19 protein-coding genes and 1 pseudogene are annotated in these 17,701 nt (G+C 56.0%); 8 read left to right on the plus strand and 12 right to left on the minus strand.

The window, feature by feature from the left end:
- Positions 1-195 precede the first annotated feature (195 nt).
- Both SPHFLASMR4Y_RS07130 and SPHFLASMR4Y_RS07135 read left to right on the plus strand, forming a co-directional pair.
- Entirely contained in the window at positions 196-1,374 is a 1,179-nt protein-coding gene (locus SPHFLASMR4Y_RS07130; RefSeq protein ID WP_089132929.1) for a sensor domain-containing diguanylate cyclase, read from the plus strand.
- A 215-nt stretch (positions 1,375-1,589) separates the two neighbouring features.
- Entirely contained in the window at positions 1,590-2,288 is a 699-nt protein-coding gene (locus tag SPHFLASMR4Y_RS07135) for a tryptophan-rich sensory protein (protein WP_089132930.1), read from the plus strand.
- A 60-nt stretch (positions 2,289-2,348) separates the two neighbouring features.
- Here SPHFLASMR4Y_RS07135 and SPHFLASMR4Y_RS07140 read toward each other — a convergent pair whose 3' ends face one another.
- The 3 genes from SPHFLASMR4Y_RS07140 to SPHFLASMR4Y_RS07150 form a co-directional block, all read right to left on the minus strand.
- The gene (locus tag SPHFLASMR4Y_RS07140) at positions 2,349-2,738 is read right to left on the minus strand and encodes a DUF1304 domain-containing protein (RefSeq protein WP_089132931.1); all 390 of its coding nucleotides are present in this window, start codon (positions 2,736-2,738) and stop codon (positions 2,349-2,351) included.
- Positions 2,739-2,963: 225 nt separating this feature from the next.
- On the minus strand, positions 2,964-3,500 hold the full coding sequence (locus SPHFLASMR4Y_RS07145; protein WP_089132932.1) for an isoprenylcysteine carboxyl methyltransferase family protein: 537 nt from the start codon (positions 3,498-3,500) through the stop codon (positions 2,964-2,966).
- On the minus strand, positions 3,497-4,546 hold the full coding sequence (locus SPHFLASMR4Y_RS07150; protein ID WP_089132933.1) for a type III polyketide synthase: 1,050 nt from the start codon (positions 4,544-4,546) through the stop codon (positions 3,497-3,499). Before SPHFLASMR4Y_RS07150 ends, SPHFLASMR4Y_RS07145 begins: the two co-directional genes overlap by 4 nt.
- Before the next feature lie 257 nt (positions 4,547-4,803).
- On the opposite strand from SPHFLASMR4Y_RS07150, the gene SPHFLASMR4Y_RS07155 reads away from it, so the two are divergent.
- The 3 genes from SPHFLASMR4Y_RS07155 to SPHFLASMR4Y_RS07165 all read left to right on the plus strand — a co-directional run bounded on the left by SPHFLASMR4Y_RS07155 (position 4,804) and on the right by SPHFLASMR4Y_RS07165 (position 6,885).
- Positions 4,804-5,646: a phasin family protein gene (locus tag SPHFLASMR4Y_RS07155; protein WP_089132934.1), complete on the plus strand. Its 843-nt coding sequence runs from the start codon at positions 4,804-4,806 to the stop codon at positions 5,644-5,646.
- A gap of 220 nt (positions 5,647-5,866) precedes the next feature.
- On the plus strand, positions 5,867-6,205 hold the full coding sequence (clpS, locus tag SPHFLASMR4Y_RS07160; RefSeq protein ID WP_089134748.1) for an ATP-dependent Clp protease adapter ClpS: 339 nt from the start codon (positions 5,867-5,869) through the stop codon (positions 6,203-6,205).
- A 20-nt stretch (positions 6,206-6,225) separates the two neighbouring features.
- On the plus strand, positions 6,226-6,885 hold the full coding sequence (locus tag SPHFLASMR4Y_RS07165) for a DsbA family oxidoreductase (protein ID WP_089132935.1): 660 nt from the start codon (positions 6,226-6,228) through the stop codon (positions 6,883-6,885).
- Between the two features lie 3 nt (positions 6,886-6,888).
- Here the strand turns inward: SPHFLASMR4Y_RS07165 and SPHFLASMR4Y_RS07170 are convergent, their stop codons facing one another.
- The 5 genes from SPHFLASMR4Y_RS07170 to SPHFLASMR4Y_RS07190 form a co-directional block, all read right to left on the minus strand.
- Positions 6,889-7,314 carry a VOC family protein gene (locus tag SPHFLASMR4Y_RS07170; RefSeq protein WP_089132936.1) on the minus strand — a complete coding sequence of 142 codons (426 nt, stop codon included), beginning with the start codon at positions 7,312-7,314 and terminating at the stop codon, positions 6,889-6,891.
- On the minus strand, positions 7,311-8,120 hold the full coding sequence (locus SPHFLASMR4Y_RS07175) for a DUF1295 domain-containing protein (protein ID WP_313906763.1): 810 nt from the start codon (positions 8,118-8,120) through the stop codon (positions 7,311-7,313). The genes SPHFLASMR4Y_RS07170 and SPHFLASMR4Y_RS07175 overlap by 4 nt, the downstream gene beginning before the upstream one ends.
- Positions 8,117-8,755: a lysophospholipid acyltransferase family protein gene (locus tag SPHFLASMR4Y_RS07180; RefSeq protein ID WP_260807111.1), complete on the minus strand. Its 639-nt coding sequence runs from the start codon at positions 8,753-8,755 to the stop codon at positions 8,117-8,119. The genes SPHFLASMR4Y_RS07175 and SPHFLASMR4Y_RS07180 overlap by 4 nt, the downstream gene beginning before the upstream one ends.
- Positions 8,756-8,937: 182 nt before the next feature.
- Positions 8,938-9,897, minus strand: coding sequence for a cation diffusion facilitator family transporter (locus SPHFLASMR4Y_RS07185; protein WP_089132938.1), 960 nt, complete (start codon positions 9,895-9,897; stop codon positions 8,938-8,940).
- Between the two features lie 126 nt (positions 9,898-10,023).
- The gene (locus tag SPHFLASMR4Y_RS07190; RefSeq protein WP_313906764.1) at positions 10,024-10,287 is read right to left on the minus strand and encodes a PspC domain-containing protein; all 264 of its coding nucleotides are present in this window, start codon (positions 10,285-10,287) and stop codon (positions 10,024-10,026) included.
- A gap of 516 nt (positions 10,288-10,803) precedes the next feature.
- On the opposite strand from SPHFLASMR4Y_RS07190, the gene recF reads away from it, so the two are divergent.
- The 3 genes from recF to SPHFLASMR4Y_RS07205 all read left to right on the plus strand — a co-directional run bounded on the left by recF (position 10,804) and on the right by SPHFLASMR4Y_RS07205 (position 13,274).
- A complete protein-coding gene (recF, locus tag SPHFLASMR4Y_RS07195; RefSeq protein WP_089134750.1) occupies positions 10,804-11,877 on the plus strand; it encodes a DNA replication/repair protein RecF in 1,074 nt (357 codons plus the stop codon).
- Positions 11,878-11,963: 86 nt separating this feature from the next.
- Entirely contained in the window at positions 11,964-12,644 is a 681-nt protein-coding gene (locus SPHFLASMR4Y_RS07200; protein WP_089132940.1) for a CHAP domain-containing protein, read from the plus strand.
- Between the two features lie 39 nt (positions 12,645-12,683).
- Positions 12,684-13,274 carry a molybdenum cofactor guanylyltransferase gene (locus SPHFLASMR4Y_RS07205; RefSeq protein WP_089132941.1) on the plus strand — a complete coding sequence of 197 codons (591 nt, stop codon included), beginning with the start codon at positions 12,684-12,686 and terminating at the stop codon, positions 13,272-13,274.
- Between the two features lie 64 nt (positions 13,275-13,338).
- Here SPHFLASMR4Y_RS07205 and SPHFLASMR4Y_RS07210 read toward each other — a convergent pair whose 3' ends face one another.
- From SPHFLASMR4Y_RS07210 to SPHFLASMR4Y_RS07225, 4 genes and pseudogenes are all read right to left on the minus strand, one after another.
- Complete coding sequence (locus SPHFLASMR4Y_RS07210; RefSeq protein WP_089132942.1) at positions 13,339-13,605, minus strand: hypothetical protein; 267 nt, start codon at positions 13,603-13,605, stop codon at positions 13,339-13,341.
- A 496-nt stretch (positions 13,606-14,101) separates the two neighbouring features.
- Positions 14,102-15,274 (minus strand): hypothetical protein, encoded by a 1,173-nt coding sequence (locus SPHFLASMR4Y_RS07215; protein WP_145955474.1) that lies wholly within the window; start codon positions 15,272-15,274, stop codon positions 14,102-14,104.
- A gap of 421 nt (positions 15,275-15,695) precedes the next feature.
- Positions 15,696-16,421: pseudogene (locus SPHFLASMR4Y_RS07220) on the minus strand (TolB family protein); the annotation flags it as partial.
- A gap of 84 nt (positions 16,422-16,505) precedes the next feature.
- The gene (locus SPHFLASMR4Y_RS07225) at positions 16,506-17,456 is read right to left on the minus strand and encodes an XdhC family protein (protein WP_186266067.1); all 951 of its coding nucleotides are present in this window, start codon (positions 17,454-17,456) and stop codon (positions 16,506-16,508) included.
- Positions 17,457-17,701 lie beyond the last annotated feature (245 nt).

Here is a 17,701-nt window from a genome sequence, read left to right on the forward strand (position 1 = left end):
GCGAAGGCAGTGCCTTTGCCGGGAATGCTCTGACTGCTGTTTGCCGTCGGAATACCGCGCGGCGGTCTCTCTGCAAGCGGCCCGATACCCGCCGCTTTGCCCGCCGGTCGAAATAATTTGTTAACCCTATTTTTACACCAGCCACCTAGTCTGAACATAACGGATTGACCCGCGACTGCAGGATGGCATGACAACATGGATATGATGCCGCTATCGGAAAAGAACTGGCAGGCTTCCTGGCTGGCTCCATGGCGGTCGCCGAAAATTCCGCAAGAGATCCGTTCCTCGGTCGAGGCGATGCAATTGCACCGGGCGATGACCCATGTTCCGATGATATATCTGGTCGCCATTTTCAATCTGGTGGCGGTGATGATTCTCTCTGCCCATGAAGGCGTCGAACCGATATATTATGGCTGGATGGGGCTGATGGCAGTGGGCTGCGTCGGACGCATGGTCATGTGGATACGCTACCCGAAAGATCCGGACTCCCTGATTCACACGCAGAAAATACTCAGGAACCTGTCCCTGCTCTCGGTCGGCATCGTGTCGTTTCTCAGCATCTGGTCCGTATTCATCATTGCCACCGGCATGTTCGCCAACCAGATGTTCATCCCGATGTCGCTGGTTTTCGGATCGACCTGCATCGCCCACTGCCTGGCCTGCATCAAGAAGGCGGCTGTCTCCGTCCTGTTTGTCGGTGTCATTCCCTCCGCGGTGGCAATGATCCTTGTCGGCGGCTTTGACGACATGATCATGGGATGGAGCATGATCACCATCGCGCTGCTGATGATCCGGTTCATCATCGACAGCTATAACCAGATCATCACTGGCCTGATCATGCGCCATACCATCTGGAAACAGGCGCATAGCGACCCCCTGACCGGGCTGGACAATCGCCGGGCGATGATGAACTATCTCGCCTTGGCCGAACAGTCTTTTGCGAGAAACGGCCGCGGCTTTGCGGTCGCCCTGATCGATCTTAACAGTTTCAAGCAGGTCAACGACAATCTGGGCCATGACATCGGAGACCATTTGCTGGTCGAGGTCGCCAACCGGCTGAGACAAAGCTGTGCTGAAGAGGAAATTGTCGGTCGTCTTGGAGGGGATGAATTTCTGATCCTGATACCCGGTGCGGACAGTCGCGAACAGGCTCTGGAAAGAGCATCTGCCTTTCTCGCCGGACTGGCCACACCAGCCCGGATAGACGGCCATGTCCTGACCCCTTCGGCCAGCCTCGGCATCGCTGTCCAGGCACTGGACGGCAATGGTACCGAGCAGTTGCTGAAGGCTGCCGACGGCGCACTCTACAAGATGAAGCGTGGCGGCAAGGGCATGAACAGATCGGCAAAGCCGGCGCTGCGCATTATCGCCTGAAACGGCGGCAGGCGGTCAACGCCCCGCCTGCCAACAGGCCTGACCCGGCCACAGACATCGCGGACATTGCAACCAATATCGGTATGTCGGGTTCTTCCTGACATATTTATCCATGATGGGCGGGGCCTACCTGTCTGAAAACACGTACTGCGCCCAGCAGCCTGCCATCATATAAATCATATAATCTGCGCATTGAATTACAGGAACCGATATTCATGAAAGCCTTCATCGTCCTTGTCGTCGCACTGGCCTTTGCCCTTGCCCCTTTCCTGTCGCCGGAATTTGGTGGCATCGACCCGGACAAATATCCGGTGCCGCAGAAGAATCCGCCCGTTCAGCCCATTGGCTGGGCTTTCGGCATCTGGGGGCCCATCTATCTCTGGCTGGTCGCGCATGCCGCATTTGGTGCGTTCAAGTTTCGAAAGGACGCGGAGTGGGAGAAGGGACGCATGGCGCTGGCACTGTCTCTCGCAGTCGGAACAATCTGGCTACCGGTCGCGCTGGTCTCGCCGATCTGGGCGACCATCCTGATCTGGATCATGCTGATGGCCGCCCTGGTCGCGCTATATCGTTCGGAACAGGCCGCACCCGCCTGGATCGCCCGCTGGCCACTCGGCTTCTATGCCGGCTGGCTCTCCGCTGCATCATTTGTTTCGATCGGACTGCTGCTTGCGGGCTATGGATTTGTCGGCGAATTGCAGGCAGCGGTGATCGCGCTGCTTCTGGCAACGATCTTTGCTGCCTACAACACGCTCCGCCTGCGATCCTGGCCCTATGCGCTTGCCGTATCCTGGGGCTTTGCCGGTATCGCCGTTGCCAATCTGGATTATGCCGTACCACTCACGGTTGCCGCTGTCATTGCCGCAGCAATCGTCCTTGGCCTGACGGCTTTGCGCCGTCGATCACTCGGCTAAGCGGCTGGACGAGAGATGTCTCGTCATGCCGACCTGGTTTCGGGGTGGTGAACTGGCACGCTAGCTTTTGCGCTGCCGCTGCTGGAGCACCGGCACCCAGAGCAACAACAGCCCGATTATAGCAGGCCCCGCCTGCACCAGCGCAATATCCGGCGACACGCGCAAGGCGCCGAATAGGCCTGCGGTGGCTACAAAAAGCAGGAAACCGCTGGCGACCTTGCGGCCCCATTCGGCATCGCGGATCCACAGTGACCAGATCAGCCCCCCTGCGATACACAGATTATACACACCCTGATTGGCAGCCATGGCGCTGGTCGGTTCAAACAGGCTGACCGGAAGGTCCGGGAAAGTTGCCGGGCCCTGCGACTGCCAGGCGAATATTCCGAACCAGGCAATATAGAGATGGAGAACGGCAACAAGCGCGATCATGATCCTGGCAAATATCGACAAGCAGCAACTCCCCTTTCTCCGGCTCTTGTACGCAGTATATACGCAGTAAATTTGCAAGCTCAACATGGCTTCCCTGCCCGCGGCAATCTCCTTGGCAGCAGAAATTTTCTTTCCTACATTGCGAGGGTTCGGTAGGTTTTCCGCTGGTTCTTTGACAGTGTAAAATTCAAACCGTCTGCACAGGAATATTTCTGCCAAGAGGTAGCCGGTCCGGAACCCAGGCGCTTAACCCTTGCCGCGGCCACCCAGCACCGCATTCTCGACCTTGATCCGGTGGCGCAACAGGATTGCGTTGAGAATGGAAAACAACAGAGCCACCGACGGCAATCCCAGCATCAACGGTATGATCGCGATCTCCAGCACGACGACGAGATAATTGGGATGGCGAAAATATCTATATGGCCCGCGCTTGACCCGGTCGAAATGCGGCGCCGAGATGATCCGCGTCGTCCACCAGCGGCCGATGCTCGCCAATGTCCAGATACGCAGCAACTGGGTGGCAGCGAACAAGCCCATCATCGCCGGATGAATCCCGTGCTCCGGATCGACCAGCAAGGCAATCGCCGCGATCCAGGCGCTGTGAAGGAAGATGAAATATGGATAGTGGTCCGCACCATATTCTTCTCCGCCTTCGCTGAGCAGACGCCGCGTGTTGCGATTGGCATGGACCAGTTCGCCCAGCCGCTGGACCACGATATATACGAGCACCCATGTTACCGTCGTCGGAGCGGATGTGAAAATGATGCCCAGATGCTCGGTCATTCTGGACCCTCCGGATCGAGTATTCCGAGCGCCGCGGTAAAACCGGGTCCAAGCGCTGTAAGCAATATCGGTTTATCGGGCTTTTGGCGGAGCAACTGTTCGAGAATGAACAAAACTGTCGGCGAGGACATATTGCCGTGCTGACGGAGTATTTCGCGGGTCGCCGCAATGTCGCCAATCGCTGGCGAGAAATAGGCTTCGAGAGCATCCACCACCCTGCCCCCGCCAGGATGGCATGCCGGTTCCGAGAGATCGGACATCGCCAGCCCCTGCGCTTCCAGAAAAAAGGCGCAGTAAGGCGCAAAATCCCGGGCGACAAAACTGGGGATATCGCGAGCCAGCACGAGATCAAAGCCGGTGGTGCCGATATCCCAGCCCATCATGTCGCGCGTATCCGGCCAGGTCTTCTGATCAAAGGCGCGGAAAGACGGAACACGTCCCCAGCCTTGCTTGCCAGAGAGGATCGCCGCTGCGCAACCGTCGGCAAACAGCGCGGTGGCGATCATGTTCTTCTTGTCAAACTGGCTGTAATCATAGGAGAGGCTGCACAATTCAAGCGAGATCAGCAGGATATTTTGCCCGCCCGCCGCGGCGGCAAGATCATTCGCCAGTCGCAACCCGAGAACGCCGCCGGCACAGCCATAGCCGAACACAGGGATCGTCTGGGTTGAAGCCTCAAAGCCCATCGTCTCTATCATCCGGCTTGGCAAAGAGGGCGTCATCGTCCCGGTGGTCGAGATCAGCACGATAGCGTCAATGTCATCAGGCTCCATCCCGGCCCTGTCCAGCGCCTCCGCAGCGGCATTGTGCACTAGCCGCGCACCGGTCTTGTCATATATGGCTGCCCGGTCGGACCAACTGCGCGGTTGCAGATAATAGTCCGGCTCGCATGCCAGATAGCGCTGCTCAATTCCGCTATTCCCCAGAATTTGTTCCAGTCGCGCCGGAAGCGCTGCTCCCCTCGCCTTGGCGAGAACGCCGAGCACCTCTGTCTGGGTGACCCGATGCCTGGGCAGCGCGGTGGCAATCGATATCAGGGATGCCATGGAAAACTTTCTGTGATCATTGCGCTCCTGTTACAGCAGATGCGGCAACGAAACACCCAATTCCGGTGCGTTGCACCATTGTACATATAAGATCCCTGCAAGCAATGACTTGCCAGCACGTTCGATCTCACGAAATAAAGGCTGAATAACAGTAAGTTGAGCCGCACAAAATCGATTATTGTGCACTGCACCATTTTTCTTGACATTGGCTGACCGATACCTTATTTGTGCACTGCAACATAGAGGTGAGACAACCGATGGCTGATACGAAACACGATACATCCTCTGCTCCGGCAGGCAAAGCAACTGGCTCGCTTTCTGCTGAGGCTGCTTATTCAGCAGCCGCGTCAGCGGTCAGCGTATCCGACAAGACAGCTTCGGCAACCACACCTGCCGAGAAAGCTACAACCGAAACCGACAAGCCGGTGGCTCCCGCTGCTAAACCGGCAACAGCAGCCAAGCCTGCTGTCAAGAAAACCGCAGCGTCCAAACCGGCAGCAAAGAAGCCTGCAGCAAAGCGTAAAGTTGCTGCGAAGCCGGCTGCCAAGACCACATTGAACAAAACGACCAAAGGAACCAAGAAAATGGCTACCACCAAAACCACCGCAACCAAGCGCGTTGTGAAGAACACCAAGGCCGCCAACACCAAGGCTGCCAACACTGCCAAGAAGACCGCTGACAAAATGGGTTCGCGCTTTGAAAAGCTGACCGCCGATGCGCAGGCTCGCGCGAAGGAAGCTGCTGATCGCGCTGTTGCCCTGTCGAAGAACGCTGTTGAGTTCAACCGCGAAAACATCGAAACCCTGCTCGAAAGCGGCAAGATCGCTGCCAAAGGCGCGCAGGAAATCGGCCAGACCAACGTCAAATATACGCGCGAGAATTTCGTTGAAGCCAGCCGCGCTCTGCAGGGCCTGTTCAGCGTTGCCACGCCCAAGGACATCTTCGCCAAGCAGGCTGACTATATGCGCAGCGGTCTGGACCGGGTGATGGACCAGACTTCGAACAACGCCGACGCTGTCGTGAAGCTCGCTGGCAAAGCCTATCAGCCGATTGCTGATCGCGTCAGCGAAATCCGCAAGGAACTCAAAACCGCAGCATAAGCAGGTTTTTCAACCGATCAAAAAAGGGCCGTTCCATTGGAGCGGCCCTTTTTATTTGTGCATATTCGACACGTCTCGATGCAAAAGCACGCAATACTATCAATCCGCCACTTGCCCTTGGGGGTAAAAATACCATATCCTGAGACTGATGATACAGCAGCAGATTCTCTCTCCCTTCGATATAATCTATCGGCAAATCCCCGCCGGCAACCGTCCCGTCATGGGCGATGATGCGGATAACGGGTCCGATGACGATGGCAACGATACAAATATCGGCATCGCAACCAAGACCAGAGCCAAGACCAAGAAGCCCAGCCCCTATAAAGTGCTTATTCTCAACGACGATTACACGCCGATGGAATTCGTCGTTCTTGTGCTGAAACGGTTTTTCAACATGGACATCGATGAGGCCACGCGCGTCATGCTGCATGTTCACCAGAAAGGTGTCGGGGTTTGCGGCATGTTCAGTTACGAAGTCGCGGAAACCAAAGTTACTCAGGTAATGGATTTTGCGCGCAAGAACGAGCATCCATTACAATGCACGCTTGAGAAAGCCTGAACCAAACCGAGGAAATTGCAATGACCGAGACGCCAGTGATAACCGTGGATATCGTCTCCGATGTCGTTTGCCCGTGGTGCATCATTGGTTACAAGAAGCTCGAGAAGGCGATGGCAAGGTTTGAAGGTCAGGCGCGCTTTGAGCTGGCCTGGCATGCCTTCGAACTCAATCCGTCCATGCCGCCGGAAGGCCAGGATATAGCCGAACATATGGCGCAGAAATATGGCGCAACTCCCGAGCAAAGCAAAGTCAACAGAGAGCGCCTGCGCAACGCCGGCAGTGCCCTGGATTTTGAATTCAATAACGGCGACAAGATGCGGATGGTGAACACTTTTGATGCCCATCGATTGCTCCACTGGGCGGGTGAGACAGGCAAGCAGACTGCACTGAAACTGGCTTTGTTCAAAGCGCATTTTACCGATGGCAGAAATGTTAGCGATCACGAGACTCTTGTCGATATTACCGCATCCGTCGGTCTGGACGAAAATCGCGCCCGCAACCTGCTCGGTTCCGACATGTTTGCAGCCGAGGTACGAGCCGTCGAAACCGAATGGCAGGACCGGTTCATCACCGGCGTGCCGGCCTTTATCTTCAACAAGAAATTCATGGTTCCAGGCGCTCAGGAAACGGACGTTTTCGCCAATATTATCGAGAATAAGCTGCTCAAAGAAGCTGCCTGAGAATCAGGCCTCCTCGAGCAGTTCGATAATATTTCCGAACGGGTCCCGGCCATAGATCGCTTTCTGCTTGCCGAAATCGACGGGCGGTCCAACAAATGTCATTCCTGCTGCTGAAAGGCGGCTATATTCCGTCTCGATATCCTCGACGGCCAAAGCCATGTGCGGATAGCCCAGATCGGATGGTTCACCGCGCATATTCCGGGGCACAGGCTTGCTATATTGCCATAGCTCCAGACTGATGTCGGGGCCCTTCAACATAGCCATTCTGGCTTCGAAACCCGGAAGCCCCACGGCCGCTCCTGCCTTGGCATTATCCGACGGAATATCGCTGCGCCAGTCCAGATCGAAACCTATCACGTCACGGTAAAAGGCAAGTCCCGCTTCGATGTCGGGCACACCGATAGCAATGTGGTGAACGCCCTTGATCATTTATTGGCGGCATTCCTGGGCGGCATTGGAAAAAATCCCGAAGTGCGCTCGATATAATCCGCATAATCCGGCCGGTTCTGCTTCAGGCTTTTCTCCAGAAGCGGCGCCCCGCTCCATTTCATCAACGTGAAGCTCAGGAACAAGGGTCCGATTGCCGCCAGCCATACCGGCCAACCCATCGGGGCAGCTACCAGCCAGATCCCCCACCACGCGCAGAAATCTCCAAAATAATTGGGATGGCGGGTATATTTCCATAGTCCGCTATCCAGCACTTTTCCCTTGCTGGCGGGATTGGCCTTGAAAGCCTTGAGCTGCATATCGCCAATAGTTTCGAAACCGATGCCTACCAGCGCAATTACCGTCCCGATGATCGAAACAAGGGACAGGCCATCGGCACCCGCCAGCAATATGCCCAACTGGGCTGGAAGACAGACGATGAACAGCAACGGGATCTGCATGGCCCACGCTTTGAGCAAAGCCGCTCTGGCAAAACTCATACCCTGTTTTTCCATCGCGCGGCCCATTATCTTCTTGTAACGGGGATCGACGCCTTCCTTGCGCCAGCGCAGGAACAGATGGGTTCCCAGCCTGATGCCCCACAGTGCCGTCAGCGCCCAAATCGTATAGGCCAATGTCCCCGGATTATCGGTCTGCACGAAGGACGCGCTGGCCATGATCGCCATGCCATAGGCCCAGAAAGCGTCGATAAACGAGACGTCACGGATCCGTATCGATATCAGCCACAGGACGATCATGATGATCACCAGCAGCGCAAAATTCATCCCCAAAGCTTCAAGCATATTCATCTGCTTTCTCCATTCTGGTCTGCGCCGCTGCTGCCCCTTGGTTCTGTCGAGACAATATCGCGCATGGCTTTCGCAGGATATTTGGGCGTCACGCTATGGTAGAAGTCGCTGAGCTTGAGCATATCAGCCTTGTAATCGCCGGACGGCATGAAAGAAGGGCCCAATCCTCCCTTCCGCTTCGAATAGTCCATCAGACCGATGATCAGCGGCACCTTTGCCTTGAGCGCGATATAGTAAAAGCCTGTCCGCCATTCCTTGACGCTTCCGCGGGTGCCTTCCGGCGGAATTGTCAGGAGAAAATCATCGCGCCGGTCAAACTCCCTGACCATGGCATCGACCATATTCTGCGACTTGCTTCTGTCCACCGGGATGCCGCCCAGTCGGCGCATCATGCCTCCCCAAGGCCATTTGAAAAGGGTGTTTTTGCCGATCCAGTAAGACTGGATTTTCAGCTTGTTCACCAGTCCGAAGAAATAAAGGAAATCCCAGTTGCTGGTATGCGGTGCGGCAATAATGACGGCTTTTCTGGGCGGCGGGTTTTCCTGGACGGCTGTCCATCCATTGACCGTAAAAACAAACACAGAAAATCGACGAACAATTTCCGACAGCCAGTTCGGTTTAATCTCGTCGTGCACGCATCCTCCCACCCGCGGGACTGAACGCCGCGTCTGACATGGGACCATAAATCTATTTTCCCACCGCGCAACGAAAGATGTCCGTTGGTGCAGTCAAGCTTGTCGCAGTCAGAATGTTCCGGTTCGTCAGAGCTGTGTCGTGAATGAACTCATCAAGCGCCGGAATCAGCCAGTGGTGAAGGCTATCGCTGCTTTCTGCTACTGCAATCTGTCCCGCAGAGATCAGCCTCTTCATCCTCGAGCTCGATCTGAATGGTAATATGATGAATAGCAAAGCGCTTTTTCAGTTGCTGCTGGACCTCGGCCAGAAACCCCTTGCCAGGATGACCGTCCGGCAGAACCAGATGGGCAGTCATGGCGGTCTCACTCGTGCTCATCGGCCAAATATGGAGATCGTGAACCGTTTCAACACCGGGCAAACTCGCCAGATATTCCATCACATCCTCGACGTCGATATCACGCGGCACGCCCGCCAGTGACATGCGCACGGCTTCCGACAACAATCCCCAGGTGCTCCAGAAAATCAGTGCAACAATCAGCAGGCTGATCAGCGGATCAATCCAGTTGAAACCGCTGAAATAGATGGCGATGCCGCCAACCACCACGCCCGCCGACACACCGGCATCAGCCATCATGTGCAGAAAGGCGCCCCGAATGTTGATGTCTTCCTTCTGTCCGCGAACGAACAGCATTGCGGTGCCGAAATTGATGACAATACCAAGCGAAGCAACGATGATGACCGTGGTCGACGCGATCGGACTGGGTGCGCTGAAAAGCTCGATCGCCTCCCATGCAATGGCACCGCAGGCGACCAGCAGAAACAGCCCGTTGAGCAAAGCAGCCAGAATAGAAGATCCGCCCAGACCATAGGTAAACCGTTTGCTCGGTGGTCGTTTGGCCAGCTCCGCCCCGGCCCACGCGACGGCCAGACCGAGAACATCGGAGAGATTGTGCCCGGCATCCGCCAACAATGCCATAGACCCGGCCAACAGGCCGAATATGACTTCTACGACAATATATATGATATTGAGCGAAATTCCGAGCGCGAAGGCGCGGCTGAAATTTGTCGGCATATGGCCGTGTGGGCCGTGGCGATCATGATGGCTGTGAGTAAAATGACCGTGATGATGACCGGCGGACATCTGCGCTCCGACTATTGCAATACGAATGTTTAAATCTTCGATTACACGGAATAGTCAGAGCGGTCTATGCATATTGGACAGTATTTTCCGTATGTTATATCATCTGGCTCTGCCCGAATGCCTGGGTCAGTCGACAATCAGGCCAATCGCCAGATAGATGATAATCGCGGAACCGAAGCCAAATATCGTTGCAAGAACGAAGATGATGCGCAACAAATTGGCATCCATACCGCTCCAATTGGCCAAGCCGGAGCAGACGCCCATCAGCTTGCCGTTGGCCTTGTCGAGTTTCAGTTTATTTTTCATGGGTTGCTTGCTTTCTTTTCTGGATGAGACGGGTTCCGGCCAGCTGCCGGATACTGGGTCGGAGCTTTTGTTTTTAGCGGCCATCAGATCACCATCGACGATGCGTTAGTGACGGCTGGCAAAATGCTTGCGCCGACAAATAAGGCGGCTGAAACGGCTGCGGCGAAGGCGGCAGAGAAGGAGTTTTGGAGATTGTGTGACATGAGTTGTACTTTCCTGAATTAAAGTGGATTAGGCTACGACCGAAGCGACATTGCCAACGGCTGGCCCGACACTGGCGCTAACCAGTACAGCGGCAGAGAAAATGGCGGCGACGGCTGCGGAGATATTCGAGAACATTTGGATTTCCTTTCATCTTGAATCTGTTTTCGCATCGCTGCGAAGATGCCTGATACATTGCAGGACCCGTGCCATTTCTATAATAATCTTTATAATCAATGCCTTGCCTGAAATTCCTTTCGCTTAGAAAATTGCGATTGACCGATACTTAGTAATTTTCACTAATTATTGGGATCGCCTGTTCCGGAAGCCGTCATTTGTGGGCTGTGCTCCGAATTCGCTTCTAATCGCGTTGGACGAAAGCTAGTGACCAGCGCTGTGATGACCCTGTCTCAGCTCACTTTGCACAACTTCCGCAACTATGCGGAATTGCGCCTGAACGCCGCGCCCGGTTTCATGGTGTTCAGTGGCGCCAACGGCGCTGGCAAGACCAATATTCTGGAAGCCGTGTCGCTACTCGCACCTGGCCGCGGCCTGAGACGCGCGGCGCTGAGAGACATCGCCCGCCAAAGTGGCCCGGGCGATTTTGCCGTCGCCGCGCAACTCGACGATGTGCATCTGGGAAGCGGCACCAGCATCGAGACACCGGAACGACGCAAGACCCGGATCAACGAGGCAACGGTCCCGACCAACGATCTTGCTGAGTGGTTGTCGATATTGTGGCTGACCCCCGCGATGGACCGGCTGTTCACGGAAGGTGCGTCAGGGCGCCGCAATTTTCTGGACCGGCTCGTGACAGCTTTGGAACCTTCCCATGCGCGCAATTGCGCCCGCTATGAAGCGGCGCGACGCGAACGGAACAAGCTACTCTCCGATCCCTATCCGGCGGACAAGGACTGGATCGACGGCCTGGATACCCAGTTGGCACAATATGGGGCTTATGTCGCAGAGGCCCGCGGGCAGATGATAGCCGCATTGAACCACCGACTGGAGCAATCAGAAAGCAATATATTCGCCACTCCAACCGTGGAACTCGCGGATGGGCAGATGCGCAGCGAACAGCAATTGTATCGGATGCTACAGCAGAACATGGCAGCCGACCGAGCGGCTGGCCGCACCATAAGAGGCCCGCATCGAACTGACCTTCATGTGATTCATTCGGCGAAACAGCAGCCTGCCGAAAAATGCTCCACCGGCGAGCAAAAGGCGTTACTCTTCTCGATCATTTTGGCCCACGCGGATCTGATCGCCGAGCGGCGTGACGCCCGGCCGATATTGCTGCTCGATGAAGTCGCCGCCCATCTGGATCCACAACGCAGGGCAGCACTCTTCGGCAAGCTGGCAGAAAGAGGCGGTCAAGTCTGGCTGACGGGCACCGAACCCGACCTGTTCAAAGACATTCCGGCCGATGCCTTGCATTTCGAAGTGTCGGACGGAACCGTCACCCGCCGGTAAGATGACCCAAGAGGCAAATATGGTTTACGGATGATTCACCATGATCATTAGCTTCGGCTTTTCGCCGGATCGCTATCGCTGTTGCAATGAACGGACCGGCTCTCAGAGACATATTAATCACCATTCGCAACGCGATCATTCCGATCCTGCTGGCTTTGCAGGCGCTCATGATGCCTGTGCCGGCCCATGCAAATGATTATCTGCAATGCGTCCCCTTTGCCCGTGAACTCAGCGGCATAAGGATCTATGGCGATGCCCACAGCTGGTGGGATCAGGCGGAAGGGGCCTATCAACGCGGAACGATGCCCGCAGAGGGCGCGGTCCTGTCATTGCCGAGCCATGGTTCCATGCGACTTGGCCATGTCGCCGTTGTCCGGGAGATTGTAGATGATCGCACGATTCTGATCAGCCATGCCAACTGGTCACCGATCAACGGTCGGCGCGGGCAGATCGAACGCCGCGTTGCGGCTCGGGATGTCTCGGAAGCCAATGATTGGAGCAAGGTGCGTATCTGGTATGCACCGATCGGCAAGCTGGGCACGACTGCCTTTCCGGTAAACGGCTTCATTTACCCTGAAAAGCCGAATCGACAGAGCGAACGACAATGGGCGTCTTCCCAATCAGGATCTCAGAGCCGCCGACAAAACCGTCAGCTGCTTGACCGGGGACTGAAAGCCGAGCTTGCCCAAACCGCCAATCGGGAACGACCGACTGACGGCACTCCAAGAGACCTTATCGGAGAATTGCTGGACAGAGTGGGCAGCTGAGTCCAGATTGGAACTCCATGTTTCAGCCGGATCTCCCAAATGATTAAGACCACGCCCTCATGCCTTGTCATTCTAGCCGGCGGCCAGTCAACCCGCATGGGAAGCGACAAGGCGATCGTCCACTTTGAAGGGCAGCGGTTGATCGACAGACTGATTGACCGTTTTGCCGGTGTGGCTGACCGGATTTTGCTATCGGGGCGGCACGATTACGGAACCGGACTGGCAGTCATCAACGACAAACCGGATGCGCCGGACGGTCCGGTCGGCGCTGTCTTATCGATCGCGGCTACATTACCAGACTTGCAGTCAGACTGTAGCGGGTTTGTCACCCTGCCCGTCGACGCGCCGCACGCGCCGACCGATCTTATCAAGCGGCTGTCGGCGAACGGCACCTGCACCGTGGCGCAGGACCAGGAACGCATCCATCCGACCTTTGCCTATTGGCGTTGCGATGTAGTCAATGCCGTCGGAACGATCTCCCAACCCGGCGAGCGTGCCCCTTCCCTGCATTGGCTTACGCGCCAATGTGAAGCGACGCCAGTCACTTGGCCCGACAGCCGACCATTCATCAACGTCAACCGCCCGGAAGATCTGGCCACCGCTGCGAAGATCAAAAAAGCCGGCGCTTGAGGGGAAGCACCGGCTTTCTGTAGCAGTGACAATCACTGCAGATTATATGTCAGCAACGATGTGCCTAGTCGAGACGACGGATTTCCTTCTTGGTCAGGCTGGTGACCAGCTTGCCGTCGGTGTTCGACAGGGTCGAAGCTTCGATGCGACGGACCTTGCCCTTGTAGATGACCAGAAGATCGCCGGAATCCAGAACCCGGTTTACTTTGGCGACGCTGGCGCCGCTAGCATCGAACAGGCGATCGTTACGCTCAACTTCGGCAGCCGAAGCAGCTGGAACAGTGAAAGACAGCGCGGTAGCCGCGAGGATGAGGGATGTCAGTTTACGCATGGTTTTACTCCATTGGTTTTAAATTCGTCCTGCAACTATGGCCGGCGACCTTTAAGTTGCAATATGAAATGCTGCACCTGCGAGTTGCATTTTTGCAATTGACCGAAAAACACCTGCATGAAGCTGAACTACAAGGCAGTTACCCCCTTATGCTGCATGTGCGACCCTCTACTCAATTTACTAGTCTGAAGAGGTTTTCATGATCCGATATGCCACAACGCTCACTATGGCGACCCTTCCTGAAACCGCGCTGGCCCGTCAACATGACACCACGGGGGAGATATCGGCACTGATCGACGCCTGGTCGAGGGTTTGGGAATTTTTCAGATTGTCAAAGAGCCTGTCTCGGATGCGGCGAGAAATCTGTCAGGAAGATAAAATATCGTAACACATGTAGGAAAAGCTTTTCCAGGTGCGATCAGAATTCTCATTGCACGCATAAGGGTGGCCCGGATCGACCGGACCACCCTCATTAGACCTGTTGTATTTTTCAGGCCTAACTAAATGCCGGTTCCAGCGGTCGCGAGACTTTCATCTCACCGGTGACGCGCGAGAATTTCTCGCGTGTTTCGGTGTTGAGCGCGGCCAGCTTGCCGTCCAGATAGCGGGCCCGTTTCAGGCGCTTCTGACGAGTCAGGAACGGATTTTGCGGCGTCGGCATCGCGTCGACATTGGCCGTGAAATATCCCGCTTTGCGCGACAGATCTGCTTGGGCGAGATAAGGTTTTGGCGCTGCGGCGACCCGGCGATGGCCGAGTGTCACGCTGCGGTCGGGGTTACCAGAAGCTGTCCCCAATGCCGACAGACTGTCGGTAAGGTCGGCGAAATTCGACTGGGGGACCGCCTCGTTGTTCGGCATCCCGGCCGCATTATTTTGCTGATCCGCTACCGGATCAAGATCTGCCCGTAGGGCTTCCCGGGCCGGGTCAGGCTGTGCTGCCGCGGTCAGCGAAGCTGGAAGGGGCTCGTTGCTATGGACAGCGGTTGCGGCCTCACCCTTGCTTTTGCGTCGGCGGCTGGCTGCGTAAGCCCCGGCCCCGCTAACGCCCAGCAAGGCTGCGAGTGCGGCTAGCAGACCCCAGTCGGCGTCGGCCTCTCTGGAAAGAACTTGAGGCGAGGTTGTGACCTCAGTTGACGGTTGAACCCCGGAGGCGGCAGCAACCATTGCAGCCGAATCTTCGCTGCCGGAACTCGGAACAGTCTCTCCATCTGTGGGAGCCGCTGATTGTCCTGAAACAGCGCTCGCAGCAGGACTATTGGAAGCGATTGCATCGGCCGGCCTCTCTTGTGCGCCGGCCGAAGCTGCCGGTGTTTTCGCCTCTACAGCCTTGGCTGCAGCAGTCTGACGCTCCTGTTCCTCCCGTTCGATCTGTGCCATCGCTTCAGGTGCGACAGTTTCTGCATCGAAACCACCGCGGCGCACCAGATCTTCTGCCCGCTCCGGAGCAACCGCCGGCTCAGGCTTTGCTTCCACTGCAGGCGGGCTAGCGGTGGGAGGTGCGGCGATAGTAGGGGTGATTGTCGGTTCAGCCGTCGGCGCAGGCTGTGGCGATGCCACTGGCGGAGCCAGAACCGGCGCAGTCATTTTTGGCGGTGTTGGTGCGGGCATTTCCTGTGCGTGCCCAGGTGCGGCAACCATGCCGACCGAAATCGCGACAATGCTAATCATAGACAGACTGCCGGCAGTCCTTGCCGGCAAATCACTATCAAGCCCCTTGTTGATATTTCTAGTTATCCTGGTGCTCGTGGTCATCTCGTATCTCCTAATGTGGTGCGCAATAAACACCGGAAAATGACACTCGTATCCCGCACCAGAGACAGAATGAGGGAAAAAGAGAGACGAACCGAGTTCCTGAACGCTCTATTCATACAGCGTTCAGTGAAAGCCTACGCTCATTAAACCAACGTTCATGTAATTACAGAATTTTTAATAGAGTAATTAAATATAGATTATCTTGTTTCTTTTTTCTTGGCGAATTTCATTTGCTCTGAAAATGAGACGTGGCTCGGTACTAGAGCCCTATACCCGGTGATTGTTCACTCCCACCAGTAAGCCGCACGTTTCCTGAAGCCTGTCACCACCTCAATCATAGCCTGCGGATCTTGCCGCCAGCCCAGAAGATGATTTCGCGGCTATCGGGGATCCAGTCCATGTTCGGATAGACGCCGGTCACCGTTCAGGTCTCCTGCACATCCTGATCGAGATCGTCATAGACCTTGCGCTCGATACCGGATTCCAGATCCTTCACATAAAGCTTGGACCGCGTCATTTCGCGGCGAACGAAGGCGACCTTCTTGCCATCGGGCGCATAGATTAGCTCGCCGAGTTCCTTCTGGTGTTTTCGCTGGGCTTTTTGACCAGCGGCACGCCGCCGCCGGAAACATGGTAAAGCCAGATTTCGCCCGTTCTCAACGACCGCGTTGTGGTGAAATGCTTTTTCGCGACGATATAGCAGCCATCTGGGCTCCAGCTGGGCTGGTTGAGCAGACGGATTTCTTCCTTGGTGACCTGTCTTTTGTCACTGCCGTCGCGGTTCATGATCCAGATATTGTCGCCACCGCCGCGATCAGAGGTAAAGGCAATGCGCTTGCCGTCAGGCGAAAACCGCGGCTGCACATCCCACGCCAGCCCTTCGGCCATCAGGACTGATATCGACATCGATCCAGCTGCCCTCGTCGACATTTATCGGCACCTGCCTGATCGTCGCGCCGGCGGGGGCTTTGACAGCCCATTCCCTCTCGTCCGGCTTGTCCTGCTCCAATGCAGCTCCAGAACCAAACAGGGTCGCAAGAACCGAAACCAGACTATATTTCATATCAATCCCCGGAAAATAAACGCGTTGATCTCTCCACCCTGTTCCAGATTGGGAACGGAAGGAACATCGAACTGCCATGGTCGACTATGTCCTGAAACCAAAATGCTGATGGTAGCTTTCCACCACTTGCGCCAAAGTCGACAGGGCCAACGTCGCCGGGTCTCGCGTCGAAGGGATCAGACCGATCGGTGCGACCATCCGGTCGCTTTCCTCTGCCGAAACGCCGATTTCAGCCAGATTTTGCAGGCGATGTGCATGAGTTTGGCGGCTGCCCATCGCTCCGACGAAGAAGGCAGGCGAAGACAAGGCCTGCTTCATCAATGCCGCCTCCCAGTCATGATCGTGAAAATAGAAAATGCAGGCCGTCCACGGATCAGGATCGAGCAGCGGCGTTGGCCGGGGCGTTTTCAGCAGATCGGCGGACATCGCCATGCTCTTGACCATATCGATGACACCGGCGTCAGAGGACAGGACAGCGCAGTCGATGCCATAGCTGTGGGATAGCCGGGCTAGACTTTCGACCGATGGACCATGTCCCAATATGGCGACCTTCGCGGCTGGAATATGATGCACGAGAATCTGCTGGTCGGACCGCTCCACCGCTGCCCGGTGGTCCGCCCCTGCTTCGCAGCGAAAGCCAGCATGTTGCCGGTCGAGAATGAGCGTCCATGGCTCCCGCCGCTCGATCCGGCCAAAACTGTCAGTGACCATCGCTGCATCTGCTATCGGCGTGAAAAGCAGGTCGATGCCACCACCGCAGGGCAGCCGGATATCAAGATAGGGAGAATCAGCCCCAAATCTTATCTCGCGCGGCTGACCGCCTTTGATGACATCCAGAGCTTCGGCGACCACGGCGGCCTCGACGCATCCGCCGGAGAACGACCCCACAGACGAGCCATCTTCCGCGACCGCCATATGCGCACCCGGATTACGCGTCGACGCACCGGTAACGGCGATCAGCGTGATCAGGACAATTTTCTGCTTCGCTGCGGCCTTTTGCTGCAGGAACTGAAAGATGGGAAAAATATTGTTCAAGCGTGACTGTCCCGTCATAAATCGTTAAAAATTGACGGATTGGTCCATGCCGCAAACGGGCTTTTTCGGCAATCGCCATGCCGCCCTGGCGAGAAGATTGCCTCTCCGCTCTGTCTTTTGACAGGCGGCAAGATTGGCAATTCCTGACATATTTAATCGGGATTGCCCCGCCATCCGTAGCGGCAATCAATCTTCACGCAATGTTTCTTTGCCCCTCTGGATAAAACTTATCTTCAAAATGCGTA

This window comes from Sphingorhabdus sp. SMR4y, from assembly GCF_002218195.1.
Classification (GTDB): domain Bacteria; phylum Pseudomonadota; class Alphaproteobacteria; order Sphingomonadales; family Sphingomonadaceae; genus Parasphingorhabdus.

Excerpts from the sequence above, each read along its gene's own strand:
- SPHFLASMR4Y_RS07135 (WP_089132930.1), top strand. The coding sequence starts at position 1,590 with ATGAAAGCCTTCATCGTCCTTGTCGTCGCACTGGCCTTTGCCCTTGCC.
- SPHFLASMR4Y_RS07170 (WP_089132936.1), bottom strand. The coding sequence starts at position 7,314 with ATGATCAAGGGCGTTCACCACATTGCTATCGGTGTGCCCGACATCGAA.
- SPHFLASMR4Y_RS07145 (WP_089132932.1), bottom strand. The coding sequence starts at position 3,500 with ATGACCGAGCATCTGGGCATCATTTTCACATCCGCTCCGACGACGGTA.
- SPHFLASMR4Y_RS07200 (WP_089132940.1), top strand. The coding sequence starts at position 11,964 with ATGAACGGACCGGCTCTCAGAGACATATTAATCACCATTCGCAACGCG.
- SPHFLASMR4Y_RS07215 (WP_145955474.1), bottom strand. The coding sequence starts at position 15,274 with ATGATTAGCATTGTCGCGATTTCGGTCGGCATGGTTGCCGCACCTGGG.
- recF (WP_089134750.1), top strand. The coding sequence starts at position 10,804 with ATGACCCTGTCTCAGCTCACTTTGCACAACTTCCGCAACTATGCGGAA.
- SPHFLASMR4Y_RS07155 (WP_089132934.1), top strand. The coding sequence starts at position 4,804 with ATGGCTGATACGAAACACGATACATCCTCTGCTCCGGCAGGCAAAGCA.
- SPHFLASMR4Y_RS07205 (WP_089132941.1), top strand. The coding sequence starts at position 12,684 with ATGATTAAGACCACGCCCTCATGCCTTGTCATTCTAGCCGGCGGCCAG.
- SPHFLASMR4Y_RS07210 (WP_089132942.1), bottom strand. The coding sequence starts at position 13,605 with ATGCGTAAACTGACATCCCTCATCCTCGCGGCTACCGCGCTGTCTTTC.
- SPHFLASMR4Y_RS07190 (WP_313906764.1), bottom strand. The coding sequence starts at position 10,287 with ATGGCCGCTAAAAACAAAAGCTCCGACCCAGTATCCGGCAGCTGGCCG.
- SPHFLASMR4Y_RS07175 (WP_313906763.1), bottom strand. The coding sequence starts at position 8,120 with ATGAATATGCTTGAAGCTTTGGGGATGAATTTTGCGCTGCTGGTGATC.
- clpS (WP_089134748.1), top strand. The coding sequence starts at position 5,867 with ATGGGCGATGATGCGGATAACGGGTCCGATGACGATGGCAACGATACA.
- SPHFLASMR4Y_RS07150 (WP_089132933.1), bottom strand. The coding sequence starts at position 4,546 with ATGGCATCCCTGATATCGATTGCCACCGCGCTGCCCAGGCATCGGGTC.
- SPHFLASMR4Y_RS07165 (WP_089132935.1), top strand. The coding sequence starts at position 6,226 with ATGACCGAGACGCCAGTGATAACCGTGGATATCGTCTCCGATGTCGTT.
- SPHFLASMR4Y_RS07130 (WP_089132929.1), top strand. The coding sequence starts at position 196 with ATGGATATGATGCCGCTATCGGAAAAGAACTGGCAGGCTTCCTGGCTG.
- SPHFLASMR4Y_RS07185 (WP_089132938.1), bottom strand. The coding sequence starts at position 9,897 with ATGTCCGCCGGTCATCATCACGGTCATTTTACTCACAGCCATCATGAT.